This window comes from Amycolatopsis dongchuanensis, from assembly GCF_039542405.1.
GTDB classification, from domain to species: domain Bacteria; phylum Actinomycetota; class Actinomycetes; order Mycobacteriales; family Pseudonocardiaceae; genus Amycolatopsis_E; species Amycolatopsis_E sacchari.
Map to the genome: position 1 here is coordinate 1 of NZ_BAABIB010000047.1, position 26,850 is coordinate 26,850.

The window sequence follows — 26,850 nt, forward strand, 5'->3', positions numbered from 1 at the left end:
CAAACCGGACCATAACCACCAAGCCACAGCCCACCCACACCCTCACACTGAGCGCCCTTGACGCGGTGAGCCAACCGTTAAACGATCAAGGATCGGGGCGGGGGTGGGGCCGCCCGAGCAGGCGCGCCAGCGCCGGTGGACCCCGGTACCCGGGCACTCAGGCGAGAGCAGCAAAAGAAAAGAATGCCTCGCCGGTGTCAGGCGACGGGATGATCACCCAGCTCTCGGGGTCGGGTGGGGTGGGTCGGGTGCTGACGCAGGTACTCCTCCGCGATCTCATCGCTGGTCGTCAGCCACGCACCCTCCTGTCCCGCAAGGAACTCGAGTGCCTGGTCGAGGTACTTGTGCCGGAAGGGCTGGCCGATGACGAACGGGTGCAGTGCGAGGGCCATCACCCGGCCGCTGTGTTCGGAATCGGCGTGCAGCTGTTCGTACTGGTCGCGCACCATGCGGACGAACTCCGGACCGCTGCAGCCCTTGCCGAACAGGATCAGGTCGTTGAGCTCCACCGAGTACGGGACGCTGATCATCCCCGGCACGGTCAGCGGATAGGGCTGATCGTCGTTGGTCCAGTCCAGTACGTAGCTCAGGCCGAGTTCGGCGAGCAGTTCCGGGGTGTGGAAGGTCTCCGTCAGGCCCGGTCCCATCCAGCCGCGCGGCCGCTGTCCCGTGGCGGTGGCGATGGTGTCGATCACGTCGGTGAGGAACTGCCGCTCCTCGTCACGCTCCATGCCGGTGTGCAGGATGGAGTTGGTGCGGCCGTGTGCGAGCCAGGCCCAGTTCCGCGCGCGACCGGCCTCGATGATCTGCGGGTAGTGGTGGGCGACCGCGGAGTTCAGCAGCACGCTCGCCCGGATGCCGTGGCGGTCCAGGCTTTCGATCGTGCGCCAGATGCCGACCCTCGCACCGTAGTCCCGCCAGCCGTAGTTCAGCGGATCGGGCACCAGGTTCGCCGAACCCGGCCAGATGCTGGTGGACGGCCGGTCGACGAGGAAGTGTTCGACGTTGAGCCCCACGTAGACCGCGACCCTGGCGCCACCGGGCCAGGTGATCGCGGGCCGCTCGGAGATCGGGCTGTAGGTGAAGAGCTTGTTTTCCGCCATGCCGGCAAGGTAAGAGTTGACATTGGTGTCAGGTTCAAGTGTGCAGGGGGCAGGCATGCGGATCGGGGAGCTCGCGCGGCGGACCGGGGTCAGCGAGCGGTCGCTGCGGTACTACGAGCAGCAGGGGCTCCTCACGCCGGCCCGCACGCCCGGCGGCCAGCGCGACTACCCCGAGCAGGCCGTCGACCGCGTCATCCGGATCCAGGAGCTGTTCGCGGCCGGGCTGCACAGCAGGAAGATCGCCCACCTGCTGCCGTGCATGCGCGACGCGGACGGCGGCCCCGCCGAGATTGCCACCCCGCGACTGGTCGCCGAACTCGCCGCCGAACGCGACCGCATCGACCGGATGATCGCCGAGCTGCGCAACTCCCGCGACGTGCTGGAGGAGGTCATCGACGCGGCGTCGGACCACGCCGCGTCCGCCCGTCGATGACCTCGGGGGCTCACTGCTTGTCGTGCACGGTCACCGCGTAACCGTCGGGGTCCGTGAACGTGAACGTGCGGCCGAACGGGCCGTCGAACGGCGGTGCGACGATCGGGACGCCGGCCTCCGCCAGCTTGTCGTGCAGCGTCTGGGCGTCGTCCGCGTGCAGCCACAGCGCCACACCGAGGCCGGGACGTCCGGCGTCGAGGTCGACGCCGGGAAGCGGTTCCCGCACGGCGAAGGCGACGGGGGTCGTCGCGAACACGACCGCGTGCGGCGGGCTCACCTCGGCGCGGTCCAGCCCGAGCTGCTCCTCGTAGAACGAGGCGGCGCGCTCGAGGTCGCGCACCTGCAGTGCGATGAAGTCGGGTCCGGTGACGGTCATGCGAGACTCCTTCGATGTCAAAGTCCTGACATCGACCACGGTATGTCAGAATCCTGACATGAGTCAAGAGGTGGTCGGTCCCGTCGAGAGCGCCGTCGGGTACGTGCTCAAGCAGGCGGCCGTGTCGCTGCGGGGTGCGATGGACGTGGCGCTGCGCCCGCTGGGGCTGACCGTGCCGCAGTACGCGTGCCTGGAACTGCTGGGCCAGCGCCCCGGCTTGTCCAACGCCGAGCTCGCGCGCGGCGCGTTCGTCACCCGCCAGTCGATGAACGTCGTGCTCCGCGGTCTCGAAGAACGCGGCCTCGTCACCCGGCCTGCCGCCGCCCCGCGCGGCCGGGAGCTGCCGACGGAACTGACGTCGACCGGGCGCGAGCAACTGCACACCGCGAGTGTGGCGGTGCGCCGGGTGGAAAAGCGGATGTGCCGCGGGCTGAATTCCTCGCAGCAGCAGGTGTTGCTGGAAGCGCTCACCTCCTGTGTGCGCAACCTCGCGGAGGACTGAAAACCGCTCGTTCGGGTTGTTGTATTCAGCCGCACTGCGAACGGGTGCGATGCGTTTTAGGTTGGTGGCTCACCAACCCGAAACGACACCGCAAAGGGAGAAATCGTGAACAATTCGCGGAAAATCCGCCGGGGGATCACCGTGCTCGCGCTGGCGGGGGCGGCTACGGCCATTTCCGCCGCACCCGCGCTGGCCGAAACTTCCGCGACGCACCAGGACGTTGCGCAGGCGCGGACGGCCCAGCTGGGCGGGCTTGGTGGTGGCAACCTGCTGAACGGGCTGCTCGGTGGCCTCCTCGGCGGCAAGAGCGGGCCGCTCGGCGGAATTCTCTAATCGACAATTCGTCCGGTTCGGTCGCGGTCCGGTGAGGATTCGCGACCGAACCGGTCAAGTCCACGCGTCGATCACGTGGGAGAGCCGCGCGCCGGGGTCATCCTGGCCCGCTCGTGTCAATTCCGCGGCCGGGAAACCCGACTCCCGCAAAGCCTGCGCGGCTTCCGATTCGTCGGCGAAATGCAGGTGCACGCGACCGCGGACGACGGCCGAGAGCACGCCGGCGCCGATGCGTTCCACAATGGACCGCGGTTGCAGCACGAGATCCGCGAAGTAGGCGCCCTCGGGGAACCGCCGGAGCACTTCGGCGAAACGGCGCCACATGCCCGTCACCGCGTCGCGGTCGAAGTAGTTCAGCAGGCCTTCGGTGATGATCGCGGTACCGACCGACGGGTCGAGCGTGTCCGCCAGCGCGTGGATGCTGTGCGGACCGTCGTCGGCGAGCGCGTCGATCGTCTCGACGCGCGGGAGCGGGCCGTCGAGCCGCTCCAGTAGTTTTCTCTTGCGGGCGGCCATTCCCGGCAGGTCGGCCTCCACATAGGTCACCGGGTACCGCTGCTTGAACCGCCAGCCCCGCGCCGAGAGCCCGGCCGCGATCTCGACCACCTGCCCGACCTCACCGCGGTCGATCGCGCCGGCCAGCAGCACGTCGAGCATCCGGTGCCGCGCGACGAGCAGCCCTTCGAACGTCGGCCGCCCCAGCAGCCTGCTCACCCGCATCGCGGGTTCGAGCGCGTGGAACAGCACCCGCCCCTCGGGGGTCGCCAGCTCCGCCGGCGCCAGCCCGTGCCGCACCCACACGTACCCGGTGTAATGGCCGGTCGGGCTGATGGCCTGGGAACCACGCGGGAGCAGCACACCCGAGATCGTAGAGACCGAGCCCGCTCCGCGCGACGCGGTCAGCCGACGGCGGCGCTCAGCTCGCGCATCCCGGCGGTCAGCAGCTCGGGCAGCTCCGCGTCCGGGCTGCGCAGCCACTGCTCGTACGCGGCCAGCGCGACGCCGAGGGTCGCGTACGCGATCGCCTGGGGGGCGAGGGAGTCCGCGGGCACGCCGAGGCGGTCGGCGACGAACTCCGCGATCACCTGCCGCCAGTCGGCGTACCGCAGCGTCGAGTGCGCCTGCAGCGCGGGCGTGGTGAGGATCAGCTCCATCCGGCGCCGGTGCCACGGCGCCTCCTCCGGATCGATCCGGTTGAACTCGACAAGCGCCTCGCGGATCGCGTCGCCCAGCGGGACCTCGGGCGGGTAGCCGGCCAGCCGCTTGCGCAGCCGCTCCAGCTCGCTGTCGAAGTCGCCCCACGCGATGTCGTTCTTCGACGGGAAGTACCGGAAGAACGTGCGCCTGCCGATACCGGCGGCCTGCGCGATGTCGTCGACCGTCGTGCGCTCGAAACCCTGCCGGGCGAACAGTTCGAACGCCGCGTGCTCGACCTCCGCGCGCGACGTGATCGGGCGCCTGCCCGCCCGCGAACCCGGTTGCTCGGTCATCGCCTCTTCCATTCGGCACTGGGTGCCATTATTGTCTGTGACGCGGGCCGCACCGTGGCGGCCGCTGGCGAAGGGAGCATCCCATGTCCGAGACCCAGCAGGTCCCCCAGACGCGCGACGAGGCTCTGGTGGAGGAGGAGCTGCTCGTCGAGGAGGTCTCCATCGACGGTATGTGCGGGGTGTACTGACCGTCGTGTTCGAGCCCGAACAGCCCTACCGGTGCTCACCGCGCATCGCGCTCCGGCCCGAGCCCTTCGGAGCGCTCGCGTACGACTTCGGCACCCGCAGGCTGTCGTTCCTGAAGACGAAGTTGCTGGTCGAGGTGGTGCGCACGCTGGAGGAGCAGCCGGACGTGCACACCACCCTCGACGCGGCCGGGGTCCCGCCGGACCAGCGGCCGTCCTACCTCAAGGCGCTCGAAGGGCTGGAGCGCACCGGAACCATCGAGCGACGGATTTGAAAGGCGTGCGATGAAGCTCGTCGAGCACTTCAAGGAAGGCCTGAACTCCCCGATCTGCCTGACGTGGGAACTGACCTACGCGTGCAACCTCTCCTGCGTGCACTGCCTGTCCTCCTCGGGCAGGCGCGACCCGCGTGAGCTGAGCACGGCGGAGTGCAAGGCCGTGATCGACGAGCTGCAGCGCATGCAGGTCTTCTACGTCAACATCGGCGGCGGGGAGCCGACCGTCCGCCCCGACTTCTGGGAGCTGGTCTCCTACGCGGTGGCGCACCAGGTGGGGGTCAAGTTCTCCACCAACGGCGTCAAGCTCACCCCGGAGCGCGCGCGGTGGCTCGCCTCGACCGACTACGTGGACGTGCAGATCTCGCTCGACGGGGCGACCGCGGACGTCAACGACGCCGTCCGCGGGCCCGGTTCGTACGACACCGCGATCCGCGCCATGACGAACCTGCGGGACGCCGGGTTCCGCGACTTCAAGCTCAGCGTCGTGATGACGCGGCAGAACGTCGGCCAGCTCGACGCGTTCGCCGAGATCGCCGACACCTACGGGGCGCAGCTGCGCATCACCCGCCTGCGGCCGTCCGGACGCGGCGCGGACGTGTGGGACGAGCTGCACCCGACCGCCGAGCAGCAGCTCCAGCTGTACGACTGGCTCGTCGCGCGCGGCGAGAAGGTGCTGACCGGCGACTCGTTCTTCCACCTCAACGCGCTCGGCTCGGACCCGCTGCCCGGGCTCAACCTGTGTGGCGCCGGCCGGGTCGTGTGCCTGATCGACCCCGTCGGCGACGTCTACGCGTGCCCGTTCGCGATCCACCGCGAGTTCCTGGCGGGCAACGTCCGCGACGAGGGCGGGTTCGGCCGCGTGTGGCGCGAGTCGGAGCTGTTCACCCGCCTGCGCGGGCCGCAGACCGGCGGCGCGTGCACGTCCTGCTCCGCCTACGACTCCTGCCAGGGCGGCTGCATGGCGGCGAAGTTCTTCACCGGCCTGCCGCTCGACGGCCCCGACCCGGAATGCGTGCAGGGCCACGGTGCCCGCGCGCTGGCGACCGTCGGCGCGGCACCACGGTCCGATGTGGACCATTCGCACCGGAAGAGCCGCAAGGTGCCGGTGAGCATCGGCTTCGGTCCGCCCCGGCCGGACCGCGCGTGTGACACCAGCCCGCTCGCCGGGCTGTGATGGCCGCACTGACCGCCCCCGTCGAGATCGCGGGGAGGACCGCGCCCAGCCGCGTGCTTTTCGGGCCGCACGAGACGAACCTCGCGCGCGGCCGGGTGCTGTCCGAACGCCACGTCGCCTACTACGCGGCGCGTGCCGCGGGCGGCGCGGGGATGATCGTCACCGAGACGGCGAGCGTCCACGACTCCGACTGGCCGTACGAACGGGCGCCGCTCGCCGTGTTGTGCGGTCCTGGGTGGGTGTCCGTCGTCGAGGCCTGCCGTCCACACGGGACACTCGTCGTCGCGGGACTCGGGCATGCGGGTTCGCAGGGGTCGTCGGCGTACGGGCAGTCGGCGTTGTGGGCGCCGTCGCGGGTGCCTGATGTGGCGAGTCGTGAACTGCCGATGGAGATGGAAGACACCGAGATCCGGGCGCTCGTCGAGGGTTTCCGTGAGTCGGCGGCACTCGCCGCGGAGTCCGGAGTGGACGGTGTCGAGCTGGACGCGGGGCAGTACTCGGTGCTGCGGCAGTTCTCCTCCGCGCTGACGAACCAGCGCGGCGATGAGTACGGCACGGACAAGTCGCGGCTGTTGCGGGAAGTCCTCGGCGTGGTGCGGGAGGCTGTCGGCGACCGCATCATCGGGCTGCGGCTGTCGTGTGACGAGCTGGCGCCCTGGGCCGGGCTCACACCCGAGCAGGCGGCGGTGCTCGCCGCGGACCTCGCCGCCTCGGTCGACTACCTCGTGCCCGTGCGGGGTTCGGCGATGAGCGCTTCCGCCACCAGGCCTGACTTGCACACCGAGCCGGGCTTCAACGTCGAGCTGTGCCGCCGGATCACCGAAGCCGTCGAGGGGCGCACGCTGACGGTGTTGCAGGGCAGCGTGGTCGATCCCGGGCAGGCCCAGCAGGCGCTCGACGACGGCGTCGCGGCGCTGGTGGAGATGACGCGGGCGCAGGTCGCTGACCCCTCGCTGGTCGAGAAGGTGCGGGCGGGCGCGGCGCCCCGGCCGTGCGTGCTGTCCAACCAGAAGTGCCGCGTGCGGGACAACCGCAACCCCGTCGTTTCGTGCATCGGCGAGCCCCGCAGCGGGCACGAGACCGAGGACCCGCTGCCGACGGGGGCCGATGCGCCGAGGGACGTGCTCGTGATCGGCGGCGGTCCGGCCGGGCTGGAGGCGGCGCGCGTGCTGGCGATGCGCGGGCACCGCGTGGAGCTGCGCGAACGGTCCGACCACCTGGGCGGGATGCTGCGGGTCGCGGCGCGGGTCGGCGGCCGCTCCCGGCTGGCGCGCCTCGCCGACTGGCTGGAGTCCGAGGTGAGCCGCCTCGGCGTGCGGGTGATCACCGGCGTGGAGGTCACCGACGTGCCGGAGGGCGCGATCGTCGCGACGGGATCCGTGCCGGGGCCCCGGAACTACGCGGTGCACGGGCGTGTCGTCGACGTCGTCGACTTCCTCAACGGCGCCGAGTTGCCGCCGGGACCGGTCGTGGTCGCCGATCCCGTGGGGGACTTCGTCGGCGTGGGCATGGCGGAACTGCTGGCCGCGCAGGGCAGGCCGACCACGATCGTGAGCCAGGACCAGGTGATCGGGACGCAGCTCGCGTTGACCGGCGACCTCGCCGACGCCAACACGCGCCTGCAGCAGGCCGGGGTCACGCTCGCCAAGCGGTCGCTGCTGCGTGAGGTGCGGCCCGATCACGTGGTGCTCGAAGACGTGTTCACCGCCGAGCGCCGGGAGCTGCCCGCGGCGGTGGTCGTCCACTGTGGACACCGGCTGCCGGACACGTTGCCCGGCGCGCTCAGGGCGGGGGACTGCGTCGCGCCCCGCACGGTGCACGAGGCGATCCTCGAAGGCCGTCGCGCGGCGTTGTCGGTGAACGAGGTGCTGGTATGAGGTACCTGTTCTCCCCGCTGCGGCTCGGCCCGCTCGTGGTGCGCAACCGGATCGTGTTCTCCGCGCACCTGACGAACTACGCACAGGACGGCCTGCCGACCGAGCAGCACGCCGAGTACTACGCGGCGCGTGCCGCCGGCGGCGCGGGGCTGATCATCACCGAGGAGCACTCCACCCACCGCACCGACTGGCCGTACGAGAAGCTGATCCACGGCTTCTCCCGCGACGTGATCCCGGGCTACCGGCGCATCACCGAGGCCGTGCACGCCCACGGCACGCCGATCCTCGCGCAGCTCAACCACAACGGCGGGCAGGCTTCGTCGATGTACTCGCGGCTGCCGGTGTGGGCTCCCTCGCCGGTGCCGGACCCGATGTTCCGCGAGGTGCCCAAGGCCATCGACACGCGGGAGATCGCCGAGGTCGTCGCGGGATACGGCACCGTCGCGGGGCACTGCGCCGAGGGCGGGTTCGACGGCGTGGAACTCCAGTGCTCGCACTCGTCGATCGTGCGCGGGTTCCTGTCCCCGGCGACGAACAAGCGCACCGACGCCTACGGGGGCTCGCTGGAAAACCGCGCCCGCATCCTGCTGGAGATCATCGATGCCGTGCGGGAGGCGATCGGGCTGGGGCGCGCGCTGGGCGTGCGGTTGTGCGGGGACGAGCTGATCGAGGGCGGTACGACGATCGACGAAGCCGTCGAAGTCGCGAAGCTCGTGGAGGCGACCGGCAAGGTCGACTACATCAACACCTCGATCGGCGTGGCGACCTCGACGTTGTTCATGATCGAGGCGTCGATGGCCATCCCGCCGGGGTACGCGTTGTTCATCTCCAACGCCATCCGCGAGGCGGTGCGGCTGCCGGTCGTCGGCGTCGGCCGGATCAAGGACCCGGTGCAGGCGGAACGGGCACTCGAGGAGGGGCACTGCGACCTCGTCGGCGTGGTGCGCGGGCAGATCGCCGACCCGGACTTCGCGGCGAAGGCCCGCTCGGGGCACGCGCCCGAGATCCGCACTTGCCTGTCGTGCAACCAGGAGTGCGTCGGCAGGATGGGGCTCAACCGCTGGCTGGGCTGCATCGAGAACCCGCGTACTGGCAAGGAAAGCGTGCCGCTGCCGACTCCGGGGCCGCGCCCGAAGCGGGTGCTCGTCGTCGGCGGTGGACCGGGCGGGTTGCAGGCGGCGTCGACGGCGGCGCAGCGCGGGCACCACGTGACGTTGTTCGAGCGCGCCGAGAGCACGGGCGGTCAGGTCGCGCTCGCCGCGAGCATCCCGAGCCGCGCCGAATTCCTCGACGTGGTGCGGAATCTGCTGTCCGAGTGCCAGCGTTACGGCGTGGACGTCAAGACCGGCGCCGAAGCCACCGCCGAGCTGCTGCGGTCAGAGTCCCCGGATGCTGTCGTGCTCGCGACCGGTGCGAAACCCCAGGCGCCTCACTGGGCGGGTGGGCTCGACCGGGTGGTGGACGTGCGGGACGTGCTCGAAGGCCGTGCCGCGCCCGAGGGCGAGGTCGTGGTGCTCGACGACCTCGGCTTCCACCAGGCCACGTCCGTCGCGGAACTGCTCGCCGACCGCGGGTGCTCGGTGCGGCTGTCCACGTCCGGCATGGTCGTCGGCCAGGACCTCGGCGTGACGCTGGACATGGAGACGTTCAACGTGCGTGCCCACGCGAAAGGCATCACACAGCACACCGACGAGGTGGTGCTGGCAGCGTCCGAAAAGGACGGTCGGGTCGTGTTGCAGGTGCTCACCCACACCACCGGCGTCACCGCGGAGCTGGCGTGTGACTGGGTGGTGTGCGCGACGCACCAGGCCCCCGAGGACGACCTGTGGCACCAGCTGAAGGGCGCGCCGTTCCCCGTCCACCGCGTGGGGGACTGCCTCACCCCACGCCGGGCACACGCCGCCGTCGTCGAGGGGCATCGCGTGGGGGTGGCGTTGTGAACCGCGTGCTGGCCGTCCTCGTGGTGCGTGATGGGGTGTTGCCGCTGGGCGCGGACGAGACCATCGCCGAGGCCGGTGGCGCGGCGTTGCTCGTCGGCACCGGGGCCGACAAGGCCGCGACCGAGCTGCCGTCCCTGTCCGCGGGCTGGCTCGCCGACAACGGCACCTTCGCCCCCGGCCGCTGGGCCCGCCAGCTCGCGGCCGTGCTGCGCGACACCGAGCGCGTGCTCCTGCCCGCCTCCGCCGACGGGCGGGACCTCGCGCCCCGCCTCGCCGCCGAACTCCGGCGCCCGCTGCTGGCCGGGGCCATCCGGGTGAACGAGACGGGCGCGGAAGTGGCGCGCTGGGGTGGCCGCGTGTGCGTGGACCTGGTGGCAGACGGCCCGTTCGTCGCCACGTTGCAACCCGGGGTGCGCGGTCCGGCTCCGGCGGAAGCACAGACGCTGACCGGGATCTCACTTCCGGAGGCCGATGCTCGGGACGTGACGGTCGTCGAAGTGCTCGACCCCGAACCGGGCACGGTGGACCTGGCCGAAGCGCCGCGAATCTTCGGTGCCGGGGCGGGCCTCGGCGGCCCGGAGGCCGTGGAGCTGCTGGGCGAGGTGGCCGCCGCGCTCGGCGCCTCACTCGGCGCGACCCGCGTCGTCACCGACGCCGGGTGGACCGGTTACCAGCGTCAGATCGGCACCACCGGTGTCGTGGTGCACCCCGAGCTGTACGTCGCGTTCGGGATCTCCGGCGCGGCACAGCACCTCGGCGGGCTCGGCAGCCCCGGGCACGTCGTGAGCGTCAACACCGATCCGTCCTGCCCCATGACGGCGATGGCGGACCTGGGCATCGTCGCCGACGCGCCCGCCGTGCTCGCCGAACTGGCCCGGCTGCTGGAGGTGCGATGACCTACGCCGGACCGGATTCGCGGTCCACCGTCGTCGGCGAATCGACGAGGACCTTCGACGTCGTCGTGGTCGGTGCCGGGCCCGCGGGCTCGGCCGCCGCGCTGGAGGTGGCGCGGGTCGGGCACTCCGTCGCGCTCGTCGAGCGGGGACCGTTCCCCGGCTCGAAGAACGTCTACGGCGGGGTGGTCTACGGCCGCATCCTCGACGAGCTGGTGCCGCGGTGGTGGGAACGGATGCCCGTGCAGCGCTGGGTGACCCGGCGCTCGACGATGGTGATGACGCCGACGCAGGCGCTCACTCTCGACTTCCGCACCCAGGACTGGGGCAAGCCGCCGTACAACGGGGCGACCGCCCACCGCGCGGACCTCGACTCGTGGCTCGCCGAGCTGGCCGTCGAGGCGGGGGCCGTGCTGATCCCCTCCACCGTGGCCACCGGCCTGCTGCGCGACACCTCCGGTGCCGTCGTCGGGGTGCGCACCGACCGGCCGGACGGCGACCTCACGGCGGGTGTGGTGATCGCGTGCGACGGGGTGAACTCGTTCCTCGCCAAGGAAGCCGGGATGTACCCGGTGGGCGGGGAGTCCGCGCACCTGACGCTCGGCGTCAAACAGACGCTCGCACTGCCGCGGCAGACGATCGAGGAGCGGTTCGGGGTCACCGGACGCGACGGCGTGGACATCGAAATCCTGGGCTGCACAAGGGGAATCCCCGGCGGGGGCTTCCTGTACACGAACCTCGACTCGGTCAGCATCGGCGTCGTGCTGGGGCTCGAAGGCGTGCGGGACGGCGGGACGCGGCCGGAGGAGCTGGTCGCGGACCTCAAGCGGCATCCCGCGATCGCGCCGCTGATCAAGGGCGGGGAGCAGATCGAGTACTCCGCGCACCTGATCCCCGAGGGTGGCTACCACGCGATGCCCGAGCTGGTCGGCGACGGGATGCTGGTCGCCGGGGACGCCGCCGCGATGTGCCTCGCCGCCGGGATCTGGCTGGAGGGCGTGAACTTCGCGCTCGGCGCCGGGATGTACGCCGGGCGCGCGGCCGCCGCCGCGCTGGCCGCCGGCGACGTGTCGCGGCGGGGGCTGTCCGGCTACCGGAAGCTGCTGGAGGACTCGTTCGTGCTCGCCGACCACCGCCGGCTGCGGCAGCTCCCCGGCCTCGTGCTGTCGGACCGGGTGCAGCGCAACTACCCGGGTTTCGTGTGCGACCTGGTGCAGGGCCTGTTCCAGGTCGACAACCCGCTGCCGAAACCGGGGCTGCGCAAGCTCCTGCTGCGCAGTGCGAAGGACAACGGCGTGCGCCTGCGCGAGCTCGCGCGGGACGCGTGGACCGGGATGCGGGGGCTGCGATGACCGACCGGCGGTACGCGGAACCCGCGTTCGCGGACGTGCTGTCCACTGTGGAGTTCCGCGTCGGCGAACGCCCGCACATCGTGGTGGACACCGACGTCTGCCGTTCGTGCACCACCAAGGCGTGCGTGCACGCGTGCCCCGCCGACCTGTTCGTGCCCACGAGCGACGGCGGGATCCTGTTCAACTACGAGCAGTGCTTCGAATGCGGGACCTGCTACCAGATCTGCGACGGCGAGGGCGCGATCAGCTGGAGCTACCCCGACGGGGGCGCCGGCGTCGTGTTCCGGAAGGGGTAGCGATGCTCGTCGTGGCCGCGTTGCGCTGGAGCGACCAGCGCGCGACCGTGGACCCGCTCACCGGCGAGGTCCGCACCGACCCGCGCACCAGCGGGGCGAGTGCCGCCGACCGGGTGGCGCTGGAGCACGCGCTGCGGATCGCGGAGGCGTTCGACGGGCGGTGCCTAGCCGTCACCGTCGGACCGCGCGAGGCGGACGAGGTGCTGCGCGAGGCGCTCGCGGTGGGCGCGCACGAGGTGATCCGCGTCGAGGCCCTGGCCGAGACGATCACCGAGGACGGCAGCGAGACCGCACGGCTGCTGCTCGACGGGCTGCCGGACCGGCCGGACGTCGTCGTGTGCGGGGACCACTCGGCCGACCGCGGCACCGGCAGCACCCCGGCGTTCCTGGCGCAGCGGCTCGGTGCGTGCCAGGCACTCGGCCTGGTCGAGCTGACGGTGGCGGGGGAGGAGCTGCGGGGCGTGCGCCGGCTCGACGGCGGGCGCCGTGAGCGGCTCGTGTTCGGCCCACCCGCGGTGTGCTCGGTCGAACCGGCCGACCTCGGTCTCCGCAGGGCGTCGCTGCCCGCCACGATCGCCGCCCGGCGCGCGGAAATCCCGGTCGCGCGTCCTGGTTCGCTGCGGTACCTGCGGGCGGGCGGGACCAGGGCGTACTCGCCGCGTCCCCGCGCGTTGCCGGTACCGCGGGAGGCCGCGCCGCACCAGCGGCTGCTCGCGCTCACCGGGGCGCTCGTCGAGCGCACCCCGCCCCAGCTGGTCCGGCCCGCGACACCGGAGGAAGCGGCGCGCGAACTGCTGGACTACCTGCGTCGGCACGGGTACGCGGAATGACGAGGGTGGCGGTGGTGACCGGAGCGGCGCGCGGCATCGGCGCCGCGGTCGTCGGCCGCCTCGCGCGGGACGGGTGGCGGGTCGTCGCCGTGGACCTGGGCGCGGACCTGCCGGGGCTCGCCTACTCCCCGGCGGGCCGCGAGGAACTGATCGCGCTCGCCCGCCGCTGGCCGGGGCAGGTCCTCGACGTGTTCGCGGACGTCCGTGACCCGCGGGCGGTCGCCGAAGCGGTCGCACTCGCCGAGCAGGAGTTCGGCGGGGTGGACGCCGCCGTCGCGGCCGCCGCGGTGATGGCGGGCGGGAAACCGTTGTGGGACACCACGAACGCGGAGTGGGACGCGTTGTTCGACGTCGGCGTGCGCGGCGTGTTCAACCTCGCGCGTACGGCCGTGCCCGCGATGCTGCGGCGGCCCGAGCCGCGCTCCGGCCGGTTCGTCGCGCTCGCGTCCGCCGCCGCGCACCGCGGGTTGTGGCACCTCGCGGGGTACAACGCCGCGAAGCACGCCGTGGTGGGGCTGATCCGCGGACTGGCCCATGACCTGCGGGGCAGCGGGATCACCGCCACGGCCGTCTCACCCGGCTCGACCCGCACGGCGATGCTCGACGCCACGGCCGACCTCTACGGGCTGGCCGACGTCGAGGAGTTCGCACAGCACCAGCTCGTGGAGCGGCTGCTGGACCCGGACGAGGTGGCCGCCGCCGTGTGCTGGCTGTGCGGCGAGCAGTCCTCGGCGATCACGGGCACCGTCGTGCACGCGGACGGGGGGTTCACGGCATGAAGCTGGAGCTGCGCCTCGACCCCGGCACGAAACTGCTCGGCCGCGCCATCCTCGGCGGCGCGCCCCTGCGCGTGCTGCGGTTGTCGGAGGCAGGGGCGCGGCTCGTGCGGGAGTGGCGCGACGGGGCGCTCGTCGCCGAGAGCCCGCAGCACCGGAAGCTCGCGGACCGGCTCATCGACGCCGGGATGGCGCACCCGGTGTACGGGGAGGCCCACCTCACGCGCGCCGACGTCACGGTCGTCGTGCCCGCCCGCGACCCGGAAACGCTGCCGGAAGCGGACGTCGTGGTCGACGACGGCTCGCGAGTGCCCATTTCCGGTGCGGCACAACGACATCCGGTCGCCCGTGGTCCCGCTGCGGCGCGCAACACCGGGCTGGCCCACGTCACCACGGAACTCACCGCGTTCCTCGACGCCGACACCACGGCACCACCGGACTGGCTCGACCCGCTGCTGCCGCATTTCGAGGACCCGGCGGTGGTCGCCGTCGCGCCCCGGATCCGCAGCACCCCGGGCAGTTCCGTCCTGGCGCGGTACGAAACCGCCCGTTCGTCACTCGACCTCGGCGACGGGCCTGCGCCGGTCCGCCAGGGTGGCCGCGTGACCTACGTGCCCACGGCGGCGCTGGTCGTCCGGACGGCGGCGTTGCGTGAGCTGGGCGGATTCGACGAGCGGCTGCGGTTCGGTGAGGACGTCGACCTGGTCTGGCGCCTCGTCGCCCGGGGCGGGCGCGTGCGCTACGAACCCGCCGCCGAGGTGCTGCACGTGCCGCGGAAGACGTGGCGCGCGTGGGCGCGGCAGCGGTTCGACTACGGCACGTCGGCGGCCCCGCTCGCCCGGCGGCACGGGCACCAGGCGATCGCGCCGCTGCGGATCTCCGGCTGGACCGCGCTCGCGTGGGGACTCGTGGCCGCCCGGCGTCCCGCGCTCGGCGTGGCGGTCGCACTGGGCACGGCCGCGTTGCTGCCTCGGAAACTCCGCCCGCTCGGGGTGCCCGCGCGGGAATCGCTGACCATCGCCCTGCGCGGTCATCTCAGGGCGGGCAGGTACCTCGCCGACGTGCTGACGCGGACCTGGGGGCCGGTGGCGGTGCCGCTGTTGCTCGCCACGCGGCGAGGACGGGCCTTGCTCGCGCTGGCGCTCGCCCGGCACCTCGCGGAGTGGCGGGAGGCGCGGCCCGATCTCGATCCGGCGCGGTGGCTGCTCGCCCGCACCGCAGACGACCTGTGTTACGGCGCCGGGGTTTGGCGAAGTTGCCTGCGAGAACGAAACTTCCTGCCGCTGGTGCCTGACTTCTCCAACTGGCCGGGCAAGAAATGAAGGACGTCACCTGGCCCGAGCTCCGGCCGAAGTTGCTCGCCGTGCCGATCGGCGCGACCGAGCAGCACGGCCCGCACCTGCCCTTCACGGTTGACACGGAGATCGCCGTCGCGTTGTGCGAAGAACTCGCGCGGCGGCGGGACGACGTCGTGGTCGCACCCGCGCTGCCGTATGGATCCAGCGGTGAGCACGCGGGTTTCCCCGGCACGCTGTCCATCGGGCAGGACGCGACCGAGCGGGTGCTGGTGGAACTCGGGCGCTCCGCCGACGCGTTCTCGGCGGTCGTTCTCGTGTGCGCGCACGGTGGCAACGTGGAACCGTTGCGCCGCGCGGTGAACACGCTGCGGTACGAGGGACGTGCCGTGGGCGCCTGGTGTCCCACCGGTCCGTCCGGCGATTCCCATGCGGGGCGCACGGAAACGTCGGTGATGCTGGCGCTGCGACCGTCGGCCGTCCGGCTGGACCGGCTGGACCGGCTGGAAACCGGTGTCACCGAACCACTTCCGGCTCTGCTGGATCGATTGCGGGAGGGAGGTGTGCGTGCGGTCAGCCCCAGCGGGGTGCTCGGCGATCCGCGGGGTGCGAGTGCGGAAGAGGGCCGGGAAACCTTGCTCCGGTGGGTGGAAAGTCTACTTAAGTCTGTCGAGACGCTTGTCTCGGATGTCATGATGAAGCCGTCCGAGTCCGCGACCGGCATCACAAAGAGGTGAGAGCGTCGTGAAGACGAAAGCCGCTGTCCTGCACGATCCGCACAAGCCCTTCGAAATCGAGGAACTCGACCTCGACGGCCCCCGCGAAGGCGAGGTGCTCATCAAATACACCGCCGCGGGGCTCTGCCACTCCGACCTGCACCTCATCGACAACGACCTCGTGCCCCGGTTCCCGATCATCGGCGGGCACGAGGGCGCCGGGATCATCGAGGACGTCGGCCCCGGCGTCACGAAGGTCAAACCGGGTGACCACGTCGTCTGCAGCTTCATCCCCAACTGCGGCACGTGCCGCTACTGCGCCACCGGCCGGTCGAACCTGTGCGACATGGGGGCGACGATCCTCGAGGGCCACCTGCCCGACGGCAGCTTCCGCTTCCACCGCGGCGGTACCGACTACGGCGCGATGTGCATGCTGGGCACGTTCTCCGAGCGCGCCACGATCTCCCAGCACTCGGTCGTCAAGGTCGACGACTGGCTGCCGCTGGAGACCGCGGTCCTGGTCGGCTGCGGCGTGCCGACGGGCTGGGGCACGGCGAACTACGCCGGTGGCGTGCGTGCGGGCGACACCGTGGTCGTCTACGGCGTCGGCGGTATCGGCATCAACGCGGTGCAGGGCGCCGCGCACGCCGGCGCGCTGAACGTCGTGGTGGTCGACCCGGTGGAGTTCAAGCGCGAGTCGGCGCTCAAACTCGGCGCGACGCACGCCTTCGCCACCGCCGAGGAGGCGATGACGAAGGTCGCCGAGCTGACGTGGGGCCAGATGGCCGACCAGGCGCTGATCACCGTCGGCACCGTGGACGAGGACGTGGTGACCGCCGCGTTCAACACCGTCGGCAAGGGCGGCACGGTGGTCATCACGGGCCTGGCGAACCCGGAGAAGCTCACCGTGCACGTGTCGGGCGGCGTGCTGACGCTGTTCGAGAAGACGATCAAGGGCACGCTGTTCGGCTCGGCCAACCCGCAGTACGACATCGTCCGCCTGCTGCGCCTGTACCAGGCGGGCGCCATCAAGCTCGACGAGCTGGTCACCAGGCGTTACACGCTGGAGCAGGTCAACGAGGGCTACCAGGACCTCCGCGACGGCAAGAACATTCGCGGCGTACTGCTGCACGACGCGAACTGACCGCCGCAGAAGGGCCCGGCGCACGCGCGCGCCGGGCCCTTTCTGCGCCGTCCGGGCGTACGTCGTACGACATTCGGCTGTGTCCGCGTCACAGTTCTGGCGAGTTCCGCTGTCACCTCGTCACAGAAATCCGCACGGACGGCTACGGATCGTTGACCCGCCGGGCAAGCGCTTTCTATCGTGACCGCGGTCACTGTCAGTGCTGAGAGGACTTCGATGGCAGATCAACGCCGATCGCCGCTGCCCGGGCTGGAACGCCGCCGCTTCCTCGGGTACCTGCTGGCCGCCCCGACCCTCGCGGTGGCCGCCCGGCTCGGGGTGGACACCCTCGCCCCGGCGCGGGCCGGCGCCGCCGTCCCGTCCCCGCCCGAACCCGCCGACCTGCTCGACCTCGGCGACGCCCTGACCCTCGCGGCCGCACCCACGTCCGGCCTCATCGCGCTGCAGGTCAACCGCGACGACACGGTGTCCTTCGCGCTGCCGCGGGCCGAGGTGGGGCAGGGCATCACGACCACCATCGCGATGCTCATCGCCGAGGAGCTGGACCTGCCGCTGGACAAGGTGCACGTCACGCTCGCCGACGCCCGCCCGGAGCTGGTGTTCAACCAGCTCACCGGCGGCTCCAACTCGGTACGCTCGATGTACACGCCCGTCCGCACGGTCTCCGCGATCGCCCGCGCCCGGCTGCTCGCCACCGCCGCCGCGCAGTGGGGTGTCGCGCCGTCGAGCCTCACCGTCCACAATGGAGCCATCACCTCCAGTGCGGGGCAGACCGCCACCTACGGTTCGCTCGCCGAAGCCGCCGCGAGCAGCCGCCTGGAGGAGGTCACCGCCCAGCCCAAGGCGACGTCGCAGTTCAAGCTCGTCGGCACCCCACAGAACCGCATCGACGCCAGGGACGCCGTCACCGGCCGCAAGCGCTTCACGATGGACCTCCAGGTGCCGGACGCGCTGCCCGCGATGGTGTGCCGTCCGCCGACGATCGGCGGCACCGTCGCCTCGGTGGCCAACCTCGCCGAGGTCAAGGCCATGCCCGGCATCACCGACGTCGCGGTCATCTCCACCGGCGTGGCGGTGCGCGGGCGCACCATCACGCACTGCATGGACGCCGTGCGGGCGCTGAAGGTGAACTGGAACCCCGGCCCGGTCGCCGCGGAGTCCGACGCGAGCGTGCTGAAGAAGCTGCGGGCGGCGACGCTGCCGATGGTCGTCCCGCCCGTCCTGACCGGTTCGATCGACGCCGAGTTCACGTTCGCCTTCGCCAGCAACAGCGCGCTGGAGACCAACTGCGCCATCGCCGACGTCCGCGCCGACCGGGCCGAGATCTGGGCCGCGCTCAAGTCGCCGATCGTCACGCAGGAGCAGGTCGCGACGTCGCTCGGGTTGCCGGTGACGGCGGTGAAGGTGCACGTGGTGCAGGGCGGCGGATCCTTCGGCCGCAAGCTGTTCGGCGACGCCGCGCTGGAGGCCGCCGAGTTCTCGAAGAAGATCGGCAAGCCGGTCAAGCTCATGTGGCACCGCACCGACGACTTCCGGCACGGCCGCGCGCACCCGATGTCGCTCTCGCGGATCCGCGTGAACTACGCGCTGGGCAACGTCGTCAGCTACGAGCAGCGGCACACGAGCGTCACCACCGACTTCGGGCACGGGCTCGGCGAGCTGCTCACGGCCGTCGCCGCCAAGCTGCCGGTCGGCGACGTCGGGTTCTCGCAGACGGTGTTCGAGCTGTCCCAGTCCATGCCCTACAACTTCGGCGCCACCACGCAGCTGCTCAACGAGGTGCCGCTGAAGTTCCACACCGGCAGCATGCGCAACGTCTACTCGCCGAACGTGGTGTGCGCGCGGGAGCTGATCGTCGACCAGCTCGCCGCGAAGATGGGCAAGGACCCGCTGGAGTTCCGCAGGTCCTTCTTCAAGGACGACCGGTACCGCGCCGCGCTGGACAAGGTCGCCGAAGTCGGGCGGTGGGGCCGGAAGATGCCCGCGGGCATGGCGCAGGGCATCGGCTTCCACGCCGAGTACAAGAGCTGCAGCGCCGTGCTCGTCGAGATCGACTGCCGTCCCGAAACCGTCAACCGCAAGGTGCGCGAGGGCGTGACCGGCCCCCGGATCACCAAGGCGGTCATGGCCGTGGACGCCGGGCTGCCGATCAACCCACGCGGGCTGGAGGCCCAGATGATGGGCTGCATCAACGACGGCATCGCGCTGGCGCTGACCGAAAGCCTGCACATCCAGGACGGCCTGCCGCTGGAAGGCAGCTGGGACAACTTCTTCTACACCCGCCAGTGGAACACCCCGCCGGAGGTGGAGATCATCGTCATGCCGGCGACCGGGGAACCCGGCGGCGCTGGCGAACTCGGCGTCGCCAGCTCGCTGGCCGCGGTCGCGTGCGCCTACGGCAGGGCCGTCGGCAGGATGCCCACCAGCTTCCCCATCAACCACGGCACGCTGAGCTTCGAACCGCTGCCCCGCGTCCCGTCCATCCCGGACTCACCCGTCGACGGCCTGTCCTACGCGCACTGAAGGAAGAAACCTTGTCCCGACACACTTTCGTCCTGAACGGCAAGCAGGTCACCGTCGACACCGAGGACAACGTGCGCCTGCTGTGGGTGCTGCGCGACCTGCTCGGCGTGACCGGCCCGAAGTACGGCTGCGGGCTCAACGTCTGCAAGGCGTGCACGAGCCACATCAACGGCAAGGCCTTCAACCCGTGTTCCGTGCCGGTCTCGGACATCCAGCCCACCGACGAGATCACCACGATCGAAGGGCTGGAGGACGAGCGGACCGGTGCGCTGCACCCGATGCAGGAGGCCTGGCTGGAGCACGACGTCGCCCAGTGCGGGTACTGCCAGCCCGGCCAGATCATGACCGCGATCGCCAAGGTGCGGGAGGCCAAGGCGGCGGGCAGGGAGCTGACCGACGCCGACTTCGACGGCATCCGCAACATCTGCCGCTGCGGCACGTACACCCGCATCCGGGAGGCGATCAAGACCGCGGAGGCGCGGATGTAGCCACTGCCCCGCTTTCGGGTTAGATTCCTTCCGGCGGAGGCACTCGACGGGGAGTGCCGGAAGTGAGGACGACCCATGCGGTACACGGGTGCCGAACCGGCCGTGGCGCGGCTGGCCGCCGCGGCGCGGGCCAGGTTGCCGGAGCTGACGCGGGACACGTTCGCCCGGATCGTCGCCGAGATGCCGGTCTACGGGCAGGCCCGTTTCGTGTCGCACGAGGACCTCCGCGCGTCCTGCGCGGCGAACCTGGAGTTCCTGTTGCGGGCGCTGGGGGAGCCGGGCACGCCCGACCTGAGCCAGGCCGCTGCGACCGGCAGGGAACGCGCCCACCAGGGTGCGCCGCTGCCGGAGCTGCTGCGGGCGTTCCGGATCGGGTTCACCGAGGTGTGGCAACGGTTCGTGGACGTCGCTGTGTCCGAAGAGGACACCGCGGGGCTGGCGGCCGCGACCCGTGCGCTGTGGGCGTTGATCGACGAGTACACCGAAACCCTCACCGAGGCGTACCGCGAAACGCTCGCCGAGATCACCCGCACCCGGCACGAGCGCCGGCTCGCGCTGGTGGAAGCGTTGTTCACCGGCGGCACGGCGACCGACGGCACGCTCTGGGACATCGCCAGGATGCTCGACCTGTCCCTCGACGGCACCTACGTCGTGGTCGCCGCAGAAACGCCGGGGCTGGGCGAGGAACCGTTGCCCGGTATCGAAAACCTCCTCCGGGAGCGGTGCTATGCGTCGGCCTGGCGGCTCACGCCGGACCTGCAGGTCGGGGTGGTGTCACTGCGCGCCGCGGACGGGGTGGAGAAGGTCCTGGTGCTGCTGGAGGAGATGGCGACCGGGCGGGTCGGCGTGAGCCCCGTGTTCACCGGGCTGGGGAACACCGCACGGGCGCTGCACCTGGCCCGCGTGGCGCTGCAGAGCCTCGTGCCGGGGACCACGGGGACCGTGCAGTTCACTGAATCGCCGCTGGCGGGCCTCGTCGCGAGCGACCCGGAGGCCTCCGCCCAGCTCGCGCACCAGGTCCTGCGGCCGGTGCTGCGGTTGCCGGCGGAGGAACGCACCGTCCTGCTGACGACGTTGCGTGCGTGGTTCGACTGCCGGGGCTCGACGAAGTCGACCGCCGAGCGCGTGTACTGCCACCCGAACACCGTGCGGCACCGGCTCAAGCGGATCACGGACGAACTCGGCCGTTCGCTGACCGACCCGGCGGACGTGGCGGAGCTGGGCACGGCGCTGCGGGCGCTGACCATGTTCCCCGACGCCGCCCACCTGCCGCCGGTGCCGTGAGCCGTCAGTCCTTCTCCAGCTTTTCGCCGGTCGCCTTTTCGAACGCCTGGGCGCCGCCGCGGTCCACGGCCGCCTTCACGAGCCCGAAGATCGCGCCCTGGATCGCGGCCGCGAGCAGCACCTCCTGGATCTTGCGGTCGGTGGCGGTGGCCTTCGGCGCCTCGTCGTCGCCCGAGATCGCCTTCCACGCCTGCTTGAACACCGCGCCGGCGAGCACGCCCCCGAGCGCGCTGATCAGGATGTTGAGCGGTTTGTAGAGCAGTTTCATACCGTCGGGCTTACCCGGACGGGCGGTGCTTCACACCGCCGTTGTGCCGGTGGAGGCGGAGGCGGTACCTTGGCGCGACATCCTCTTGGGGCGGTTCTCGGCCCTGGAATTTCCGAGGCGGGGTTTGTGGTGGTCACGGGTAAGGTCGTCCGGTTCGACGAGATTCGCGGGTACGGTTTCGTGGCGCCGGAAGGCGGCGGCGAGGACGTGTTCGTGCACGTCAACGACCTCGACGTGGACAAGCGGCTGATCGCGCCCGGCGCGGTCGTCGAGTTCACTGTGGAGGATGGCGAGCGCGGGCCGAAGGCGTCGAACGTGCGGATCGTGCGCGGCAGTTCCCGCGCCGCTCTCGACGAGGACTACCTGCCGCCGGGGCTGGACTTCCGGGAGGAGCTCACCGAGGCCCTGCTGTCCGGCGTGCCGACGCTCACCGCCGAGCAGGTGCTGCGGGTGCGCAAGACGGTGCTCGACCTCGTCCACGAGCACGGCTGGCTGGACGAGTAGGTTTGCCGCCCCCGCCCTCGGCTAACCGGAGCCAGGAACGGTTCCGGACAGGCGGAAGGGGCGGGGCATGAAGGCGGTCGCGTGGCACGGGAAGCGGGACGTCCGGGTGGACACGGTGCCCGACCCGAAGCTGGAGGAACCGACTGACGCGATCGTCCGCATCACCTCCACGGGCATCTGCGGCTCCGACCTCCACCTGTACGAGGTGCTCGGGCCGTTCCTGGAGGAGGGCGACATCCTCGGGCACGAGCCGATGGGCGTCGTCGAGGAGGTGGGCAGCGAGGTCACCGGCCTCAAGCCGGGCGACCGCGTCGTGGTGCCGTTCAACATCTCCTGCGGGCACTGCTGGATGTGCACCCAGGGCCTGCAGTCGCAGTGCGAGACGACGCAGGTCACCGAGCACGGCAAGGGCGGTGCCCTCTTCGGCTACACCAAGCTCTACGGGCAGGTCCCCGGCGGGCAGGCCGAGTACCTGCGTGTGCCGCAGGCGCAGTACGGCCCGATCAAGGTGCCGGACGGCCCGCCGGACGAGCGGTTCGTCTACCTCTCCGACGTCGTGCCGACCGCGTGGCAGGCGGTGGAGTACGCGGCGGTGCCCGTCGGCGGCAGCGTCGTCGTGTTCGGGCTGGGCCCGATCGGGCAGATGTGCTGCCGCATCGCCGGGCACCGCGGCGCCGGCCGGGTGATCGGCGTCGACCTGGTGCCCGAACGGCTGACGCTGGCCGCCCGCTACGGCGTCACCACCCTCGACCTGCGCGACCACGACGACCTCGCCGGGGCGGTGCGGGAGCTGACCGGGGGCCGCGGGGCCGATTCGGTGATCGACGCGGTCGGCATGGAGGCGCACGGGGCGCCGGTCGGCAGGCTCGCCCACCAGATGGTGAACCTCCTGCCGAAGCCGCTCGCGGCGAAGGTCACCGAGACGGCGGGCCTTGACCGGTTGAGCGTGTTGTACGAGGCCATCCGCACGGTCCGGCGCGGCGGCACCATCTCACTCAGCGGGGTGTACGGCGGGATGGTGGACCCGATCCCGATGATGGAGCTGTTCGACAAGCAGGTCCAGCTGCGGATGGGCCAGGCGAACGTGCGCCGCTGGATCGACGACGTGCTTCCGCTCGTCCAGGACGGCGCGGACCCGCTGGGCGTGACGGACCTCGCGACCCACCGGTTGCCCCTGGACGACGCGCCCGAGGCGTACCGCATGTTCCAGGAGAAGCGCGACGGGGTGATCAAGGTGCTGCTCAGGCCTTCGGCCTGACCGACGCGGCGGTAGCGGTTTTCCGGCGAACGGGGCGCAGCGCCTGAGGATCTCCCGGCTATGATCTGGCTTCCTGGGATTGTCCAGCAGCGTGGCACCCGTGTAACCGAAAGCTCGTGCACAGGAGCCGCACCGCATGTCCACCAAGCCGGATCCGCTGTTCGCGCTGCCCGCGGGCCAGAGCGCCGACCAGGTCGGGATGTACCACTGGGACATCCGCACCGGCCAGTGGTCCTGGTCCTCGGAGATCTACCTCATGTACGGCTACCAGCCCGGTTCGGTGACCCCGGACCTGGCACTGGTCACCAAGCACGGCCACCCGAAGGACCGGCCGGCGCTCGCCGAGGTGTTCGAGCAGGCGCGGCGGACCGGCCAGCCGTTCAGCTGCCAGCAGCGCATCGCCGCCGCGGACGAGAGCACGCGGGCGGTGGTCGTGGTGGGTGACGTCGACACCGAGGACGACGCGCCCTCGGCCGTGCACGGGTACTACGTGGACCTCACCAGCGCCCGGCTGCGGGAGGCCGAGCAGCTGTCGGAGCTGGCCGGCGAGGCGGCCGGGCTGCAGCGGGCGATGGCTTCGCGGGCCACCATCGAGCAGGCCAAGGGCATGATCATGCTCGCCTACCGCTGTGACTCGGGGGCGGCGTTCGACCTGCTGATCGGGACGTCGCAGCGCGCGAACGTGAAGCTGCGGGAGCTGGCCGACCGGCTGGTGGCCGCCGTGCAGTCCCCCGACGAGCCGCCGGAGCGCGCCCGGGAGTACCTGGAGGCCGTGCTGACCAGGCTGACCAGACCCGGCGAGGACGTGTAGCCCTGCCTGTCTGAGGTACCCGGATCGGGACCGCAGAAGGGAGCACACATGAGCACGATCACCGAAACCGTTGACGTCGAGGTTCCGGTCACGACTGCGTACAACCAGTGGACGCAGTTCGAGTCCTTCCCGGAGTTCATGGAAGGCGTCGAGCGGATCAGCCAGCTCGACGACACGCACCTGCACTGGGTGACGAAGGTCGGTGGTCAGACGCGTGAGTTCGACGCCACGATCACCGAGCAGCACCCGGACGAGCGGGTCGCGTGGAAGTCCGACAGCGGGCCCACGCACGCCGGTGTCGTCACGTTCCACCGCCTCAACGACGCGACGACGCGCGTGACCGCGCAGATGGACGTGGACCCCGAGGGTTTCGTCGAGAACGTGGCCGACAAGCTGGGCGTGCTGAACCACCGCGTGAAGGGCGACCTGCGGCGGTTCAAGGAGTTCATCGAGCACCGCGGCGGGGAGACCGGCGCCTGGCGTGGTGACGTCGAGCGGCCGAGCTGACGCCATGGCGGCCACGAAGACGAAGCGGGACGCCTCCGAGTTCGTGCCCGGCAGCCTCGAGTTGCCGCGGTTGCGGGAGGCGTCCCGCGGGTGCCGGGGCTGCGACCTCTACCAGGACGCCACGCAGACCGTCTTCGGCGAGGGGCCGCCGGAGGCCGATGTGCTGATACTGGGGGAGCAGCCGGGAGACCGCGAGGACCGCGAAGGCGAACCGTTCGTCGGACCGGCGGGCAAACTGCTGGACCGCGCACTCGTCGAAGCGGGGATCGATCGTGAGCGCGTGTACGTGACGAACGCGGTGAAACACTTCAAGTTCACCCGTTCCGAGCGCGGCAAGCAGCGGATCCACAAGAAGCCGTCCCGGGGCGAGATCGTCGCGTGCCGCCCCTGGCTGGTGGCAGAACTGAAGGCGGTGCGGCCCCGGCTGGTGATCCTGCTGGGCGCCACGGCCGCGTCTTCGCTGATGGGCCCGTCCTTCAAGGTCACCGAGCACCGGGGCACGTTGATCGAGGCCCCGGAGGAGTTCGAAGGCACGCCGGAGCAGGTACTGCCGGCGGTGCACCCATCGTCGGTGCTGCGAGCGCCGGACAGAGATGCGGCGTATGAAGCGTTGGTGGCGGATCTGAAGGCAGCGCCGCGGGCGTTGTGAAACAACGGCCCAGCACAAGAGTTGGGTGATCATCCCGTCGCCTGAAACCGGTCGATCACTTTGAGGAGCAGCCGCAACCTTCCTGCTCGCTGGCGGTTGCTATGCCAGGCTTGCGGCTGGTCCTCAAAGTGATATGCACAAACCGCAGGCGACGGGATGATCACTCAACTCGACCACCCACCTCAGGTGTGGGGTGCCTCGGAGATTCCGGACAGGGACCCAATCGGGTTATCCTGTAAGGAATCGAAGGGATCAAAACGGTGGCGCGACCGAGGAAGTATTCGCCGGAGTTCCGTGAGGAAGCGGTTCGTCTGGCGTTGGAATCCGAGAGGCCGGTGGCCGAGGTGGCCCGGAGTCTCGATATGCATCCGGAGACGCTACGGGTGTGGGTTCGCCAGCACGAGCGTGAGCATGGCCTCGAAGCGCCAGAGGTGGATTTGCCACTGACGGATCGTGCGCGGCTACGTGAGCTGGAACGCCGGAATCGTGAGCTCGAGAGGGAAGTGTCCTTCTTGAAAAAAGCGGCAGCGTACTTCGCGAAGGGACCCCAGTAGCCCACAAGTACGAGTTCATCGAAACGATGCGGCTCGATACTGCGGAGTACGCGTATTCTGTCGAGTTCCTGTGCGAGAAGCTCGGCGTGTCGAAATCCGGATATTACGAATGGCGGAACCGTCCGGGATCGGCAACAAATCAGCGTCGTGAGGATCTGAAGGCGTTTATCACGAGAGCGTTCGAGGCGTCTGATGGCACCTACGGATATCGGCGCGTGCACGCCCAGCTCGCACGCTGGGGTGTCACGGCGGGCCCGGAGCTGGTCCGTGACCTGATGCGCGAGCTGGGTTTTCGGTCGTGTCAGCCGCCGCCGAGACGATGGTCGCTCACCCACCCTGGCCTGGGTGAGGTCCCAGACCTGGTGGGCCGGGACTTCACTGCCGACAAACCCGGGATGAAACTCGTCGGCGACATCACCTACATCCCGACCGGAGAAGGGTGGCTCTATTTGGCGACCGTGATCGATTGCTGCACCAAAGAAGTGATCGGCTACGCCATGGACGACCACTACAAGACCCCGCTGATCACCCGGGCCATCCGACGGGCAGCGCAGAACCGGTCGCTGGCGCCAGGCGCCATTTTCCATTCCGACAGGGGCGTCAACTACATGTCGGCCGAGTATGCGGCCGTGTTGAAGGGACTCGACATTCGACGATCTTCCGGGCGCACGGGGATATGTTTCGACAACGCTATGGCCGAGTCGTTCTTCGGTGCACTCAAGAACGAGCGTGTCTCCCGGGTGGTGTATCCGACACGCGAATCGGCCCGGCGCGACATCACGCACTACATCGAACTCTGGTACAATCAGCGGCGTCTTCATTCGGCGATAGGCTACCGCCCGCCACGTGAAGCACACTCCGAACATTTGAAATCGGCATGAATTGAACAATCTCCCTGTCCGGGAAACACAGGGCACTTCAGTGAGATCCCTTTGGGCCCCGATCATCCTGGAGCCTGCCCGCCGGCCAATACCGCTAAGTTAGGCGGGGGTTGGGGTCTGACACGCGTGG

The 26,850-nt window shown here is 70.7% G+C and carries 30 protein-coding genes and 1 pseudogene; 26 read left to right on the forward strand and 5 right to left on the reverse strand.

Annotated features, from left to right (window positions below):
- Positions 1-197: 197 nt before the first annotated feature.
- Entirely contained in the window at positions 198-1,103 is a 906-nt protein-coding gene (locus ABFX51_RS10035; RefSeq protein WP_091517075.1) for a polysaccharide deacetylase family protein, read from the reverse strand.
- 55 nt (positions 1,104-1,158) lie between these two features.
- Here ABFX51_RS10035 and ABFX51_RS10040 point away from each other — a divergent pair, with 55 nt between their 5' ends.
- Positions 1,159-1,536, forward strand: a complete 378-nt coding sequence (locus ABFX51_RS10040) for a MerR family transcriptional regulator (protein ID WP_091517073.1) — start codon at positions 1,159-1,161, stop codon at positions 1,534-1,536.
- A gap of 10 nt (positions 1,537-1,546) precedes the next feature.
- On the opposite strand, the gene ABFX51_RS10045 is transcribed toward ABFX51_RS10040, so the two are convergent.
- Positions 1,547-1,912, reverse strand: a complete 366-nt coding sequence (locus ABFX51_RS10045; RefSeq protein ID WP_091517072.1) for a VOC family protein — start codon at positions 1,910-1,912, stop codon at positions 1,547-1,549.
- A 58-nt stretch (positions 1,913-1,970) separates the two neighbouring features.
- Between ABFX51_RS10045 and ABFX51_RS10050 the strand changes: the two genes are divergently transcribed.
- Both ABFX51_RS10050 and ABFX51_RS10055 read left to right on the forward strand, forming a co-directional pair.
- Positions 1,971-2,414 carry a MarR family winged helix-turn-helix transcriptional regulator gene (locus ABFX51_RS10050; protein WP_091517070.1) on the forward strand — a complete coding sequence of 148 codons (444 nt, stop codon included), beginning with the start codon at positions 1,971-1,973 and terminating at the stop codon, positions 2,412-2,414.
- Between the two features lie 105 nt (positions 2,415-2,519).
- Positions 2,520-2,747: a hypothetical protein gene (locus ABFX51_RS10055; protein WP_091517068.1), complete on the forward strand. Its 228-nt coding sequence runs from the start codon at positions 2,520-2,522 to the stop codon at positions 2,745-2,747.
- Between the two features lie 54 nt (positions 2,748-2,801).
- On the opposite strand, the gene ABFX51_RS10060 is transcribed toward ABFX51_RS10055, so the two are convergent.
- Positions 2,802-3,605: a class I SAM-dependent methyltransferase gene (locus ABFX51_RS10060; RefSeq protein ID WP_091517066.1), complete on the reverse strand. Its 804-nt coding sequence runs from the start codon at positions 3,603-3,605 to the stop codon at positions 2,802-2,804.
- A 41-nt stretch (positions 3,606-3,646) separates the two neighbouring features.
- Positions 3,647-4,237, reverse strand: coding sequence for a mycofactocin system transcriptional regulator (mftR, locus tag ABFX51_RS10065; protein WP_091517064.1), 591 nt, complete (start codon positions 4,235-4,237; stop codon positions 3,647-3,649).
- An 83-nt stretch (positions 4,238-4,320) separates the two neighbouring features.
- Here mftR and mftA point away from each other — a divergent pair, with 83 nt between their 5' ends.
- From mftA to ABFX51_RS10145, 16 genes are all read left to right on the forward strand, one after another.
- The gene (mftA, locus tag ABFX51_RS10070; protein ID WP_091517061.1) at positions 4,321-4,425 is read left to right on the forward strand and encodes a mycofactocin precursor MftA; all 105 of its coding nucleotides are present in this window, start codon (positions 4,321-4,323) and stop codon (positions 4,423-4,425) included.
- A complete protein-coding gene (mftB, locus tag ABFX51_RS10075; RefSeq protein WP_091517060.1) occupies positions 4,410-4,697 on the forward strand; it encodes a mycofactocin biosynthesis chaperone MftB in 288 nt (95 codons plus the stop codon). Before mftA ends, mftB begins: the two co-directional genes overlap by 16 nt.
- Positions 4,698-4,707: 10 nt before the next feature.
- A complete protein-coding gene (gene mftC / locus ABFX51_RS10080) occupies positions 4,708-5,874 on the forward strand; it encodes a mycofactocin radical SAM maturase (RefSeq protein WP_091517057.1) in 1,167 nt (388 codons plus the stop codon).
- Positions 5,874-7,751 carry a mycofactocin system FadH/OYE family oxidoreductase 1 gene (locus ABFX51_RS10085; RefSeq protein WP_177229022.1) on the forward strand — a complete coding sequence of 626 codons (1,878 nt, stop codon included), beginning with the start codon at positions 5,874-5,876 and terminating at the stop codon, positions 7,749-7,751. Before mftC ends, ABFX51_RS10085 begins: the two co-directional genes overlap by 1 nt.
- Complete coding sequence (locus ABFX51_RS10090) at positions 7,748-9,691, forward strand: mycofactocin system FadH/OYE family oxidoreductase 2 (RefSeq protein WP_091517053.1); 1,944 nt, start codon at positions 7,748-7,750, stop codon at positions 9,689-9,691. The genes ABFX51_RS10085 and ABFX51_RS10090 overlap by 4 nt, the downstream gene beginning before the upstream one ends.
- Positions 9,688-10,587, forward strand: a complete 900-nt coding sequence (locus tag ABFX51_RS10095) for a mycofactocin-associated electron transfer flavoprotein alpha subunit (RefSeq protein WP_091517051.1) — start codon at positions 9,688-9,690, stop codon at positions 10,585-10,587. The genes ABFX51_RS10090 and ABFX51_RS10095 overlap by 4 nt, the downstream gene beginning before the upstream one ends.
- On the forward strand, positions 10,584-11,936 hold the full coding sequence (locus tag ABFX51_RS10100; protein WP_091517049.1) for an FAD-dependent oxidoreductase: 1,353 nt from the start codon (positions 10,584-10,586) through the stop codon (positions 11,934-11,936). Before ABFX51_RS10095 ends, ABFX51_RS10100 begins: the two co-directional genes overlap by 4 nt.
- Positions 11,933-12,232: a ferredoxin family protein gene (locus tag ABFX51_RS10105; RefSeq protein WP_091517046.1), complete on the forward strand. Its 300-nt coding sequence runs from the start codon at positions 11,933-11,935 to the stop codon at positions 12,230-12,232. Before ABFX51_RS10100 ends, ABFX51_RS10105 begins: the two co-directional genes overlap by 4 nt.
- A gap of 2 nt (positions 12,233-12,234) precedes the next feature.
- The gene (locus ABFX51_RS10110; RefSeq protein WP_177229021.1) at positions 12,235-13,062 is read left to right on the forward strand and encodes a mycofactocin-associated electron transfer flavoprotein beta subunit; all 828 of its coding nucleotides are present in this window, start codon (positions 12,235-12,237) and stop codon (positions 13,060-13,062) included.
- On the forward strand, positions 13,059-13,841 hold the full coding sequence (locus ABFX51_RS10115) for a mycofactocin-coupled SDR family oxidoreductase (RefSeq protein WP_091517040.1): 783 nt from the start codon (positions 13,059-13,061) through the stop codon (positions 13,839-13,841). The genes ABFX51_RS10110 and ABFX51_RS10115 overlap by 4 nt, the downstream gene beginning before the upstream one ends.
- On the forward strand, positions 13,838-15,160 hold the full coding sequence (gene mftF, locus ABFX51_RS10120) for a mycofactocin biosynthesis glycosyltransferase MftF (RefSeq protein WP_091517037.1): 1,323 nt from the start codon (positions 13,838-13,840) through the stop codon (positions 15,158-15,160). Before ABFX51_RS10115 ends, mftF begins: the two co-directional genes overlap by 4 nt.
- Positions 15,157-15,870: a mycofactocin biosynthesis peptidyl-dipeptidase MftE gene (gene mftE, locus ABFX51_RS10125; protein ID WP_091517036.1), complete on the forward strand. Its 714-nt coding sequence runs from the start codon at positions 15,157-15,159 to the stop codon at positions 15,868-15,870. The genes mftF and mftE overlap by 4 nt, the downstream gene beginning before the upstream one ends.
- A gap of 7 nt (positions 15,871-15,877) precedes the next feature.
- On the forward strand, positions 15,878-16,993 hold the full coding sequence (locus tag ABFX51_RS10130; protein ID WP_091517034.1) for an NDMA-dependent alcohol dehydrogenase: 1,116 nt from the start codon (positions 15,878-15,880) through the stop codon (positions 16,991-16,993).
- Between the two features lie 216 nt (positions 16,994-17,209).
- A complete protein-coding gene (locus tag ABFX51_RS10135) occupies positions 17,210-19,516 on the forward strand; it encodes a xanthine dehydrogenase family protein molybdopterin-binding subunit (protein WP_091517031.1) in 2,307 nt (768 codons plus the stop codon).
- A gap of 11 nt (positions 19,517-19,527) precedes the next feature.
- Entirely contained in the window at positions 19,528-20,004 is a 477-nt protein-coding gene (locus ABFX51_RS10140) for a (2Fe-2S)-binding protein (RefSeq protein ID WP_091517029.1), read from the forward strand.
- A 75-nt stretch (positions 20,005-20,079) separates the two neighbouring features.
- Positions 20,080-21,288: a PucR family transcriptional regulator gene (locus ABFX51_RS10145; RefSeq protein WP_091517026.1), complete on the forward strand. Its 1,209-nt coding sequence runs from the start codon at positions 20,080-20,082 to the stop codon at positions 21,286-21,288.
- Positions 21,289-21,292: 4 nt separating this feature from the next.
- Here ABFX51_RS10145 and ABFX51_RS10150 read toward each other — a convergent pair whose 3' ends face one another.
- Complete coding sequence (locus tag ABFX51_RS10150; RefSeq protein ID WP_091517023.1) at positions 21,293-21,556, reverse strand: DUF4235 domain-containing protein; 264 nt, start codon at positions 21,554-21,556, stop codon at positions 21,293-21,295.
- Between the two features lie 129 nt (positions 21,557-21,685).
- Here ABFX51_RS10150 and ABFX51_RS10155 point away from each other — a divergent pair, with 129 nt between their 5' ends.
- The 7 genes and pseudogenes from ABFX51_RS10155 to ABFX51_RS10180 all read left to right on the forward strand — a co-directional run.
- Positions 21,686-22,060, forward strand: coding sequence for a cold-shock protein (locus tag ABFX51_RS10155; protein WP_091517077.1), 375 nt, complete (start codon positions 21,686-21,688; stop codon positions 22,058-22,060).
- Between the two features lie 67 nt (positions 22,061-22,127).
- Positions 22,128-23,318, forward strand: coding sequence for a zinc-dependent alcohol dehydrogenase (locus ABFX51_RS10160; protein WP_091517020.1), 1,191 nt, complete (start codon positions 22,128-22,130; stop codon positions 23,316-23,318).
- Positions 23,319-23,454: 136 nt separating this feature from the next.
- Positions 23,455-24,129, forward strand: coding sequence for a PAS and ANTAR domain-containing protein (locus ABFX51_RS10165; RefSeq protein WP_091517018.1), 675 nt, complete (start codon positions 23,455-23,457; stop codon positions 24,127-24,129).
- Between the two features lie 48 nt (positions 24,130-24,177).
- Complete coding sequence (locus tag ABFX51_RS10170; protein ID WP_091517016.1) at positions 24,178-24,636, forward strand: SRPBCC family protein; 459 nt, start codon at positions 24,178-24,180, stop codon at positions 24,634-24,636.
- A gap of 4 nt (positions 24,637-24,640) precedes the next feature.
- Positions 24,641-25,285: a UdgX family uracil-DNA binding protein gene (locus ABFX51_RS10175; RefSeq protein WP_091517014.1), complete on the forward strand. Its 645-nt coding sequence runs from the start codon at positions 24,641-24,643 to the stop codon at positions 25,283-25,285.
- Between the two features lie 260 nt (positions 25,286-25,545).
- Positions 25,546-25,839, forward strand: a complete 294-nt coding sequence (locus ABFX51_RS39620) for a transposase (protein WP_177229040.1) — start codon at positions 25,546-25,548, stop codon at positions 25,837-25,839.
- Positions 25,806-26,720: pseudogene (locus ABFX51_RS10180) on the forward strand (IS3 family transposase); the annotation flags it as partial. The gene ABFX51_RS39620 and the pseudogene ABFX51_RS10180, both read left to right, overlap by 34 nt.
- Between the last annotated feature and the right edge of the window lie 130 nt (positions 26,721-26,850).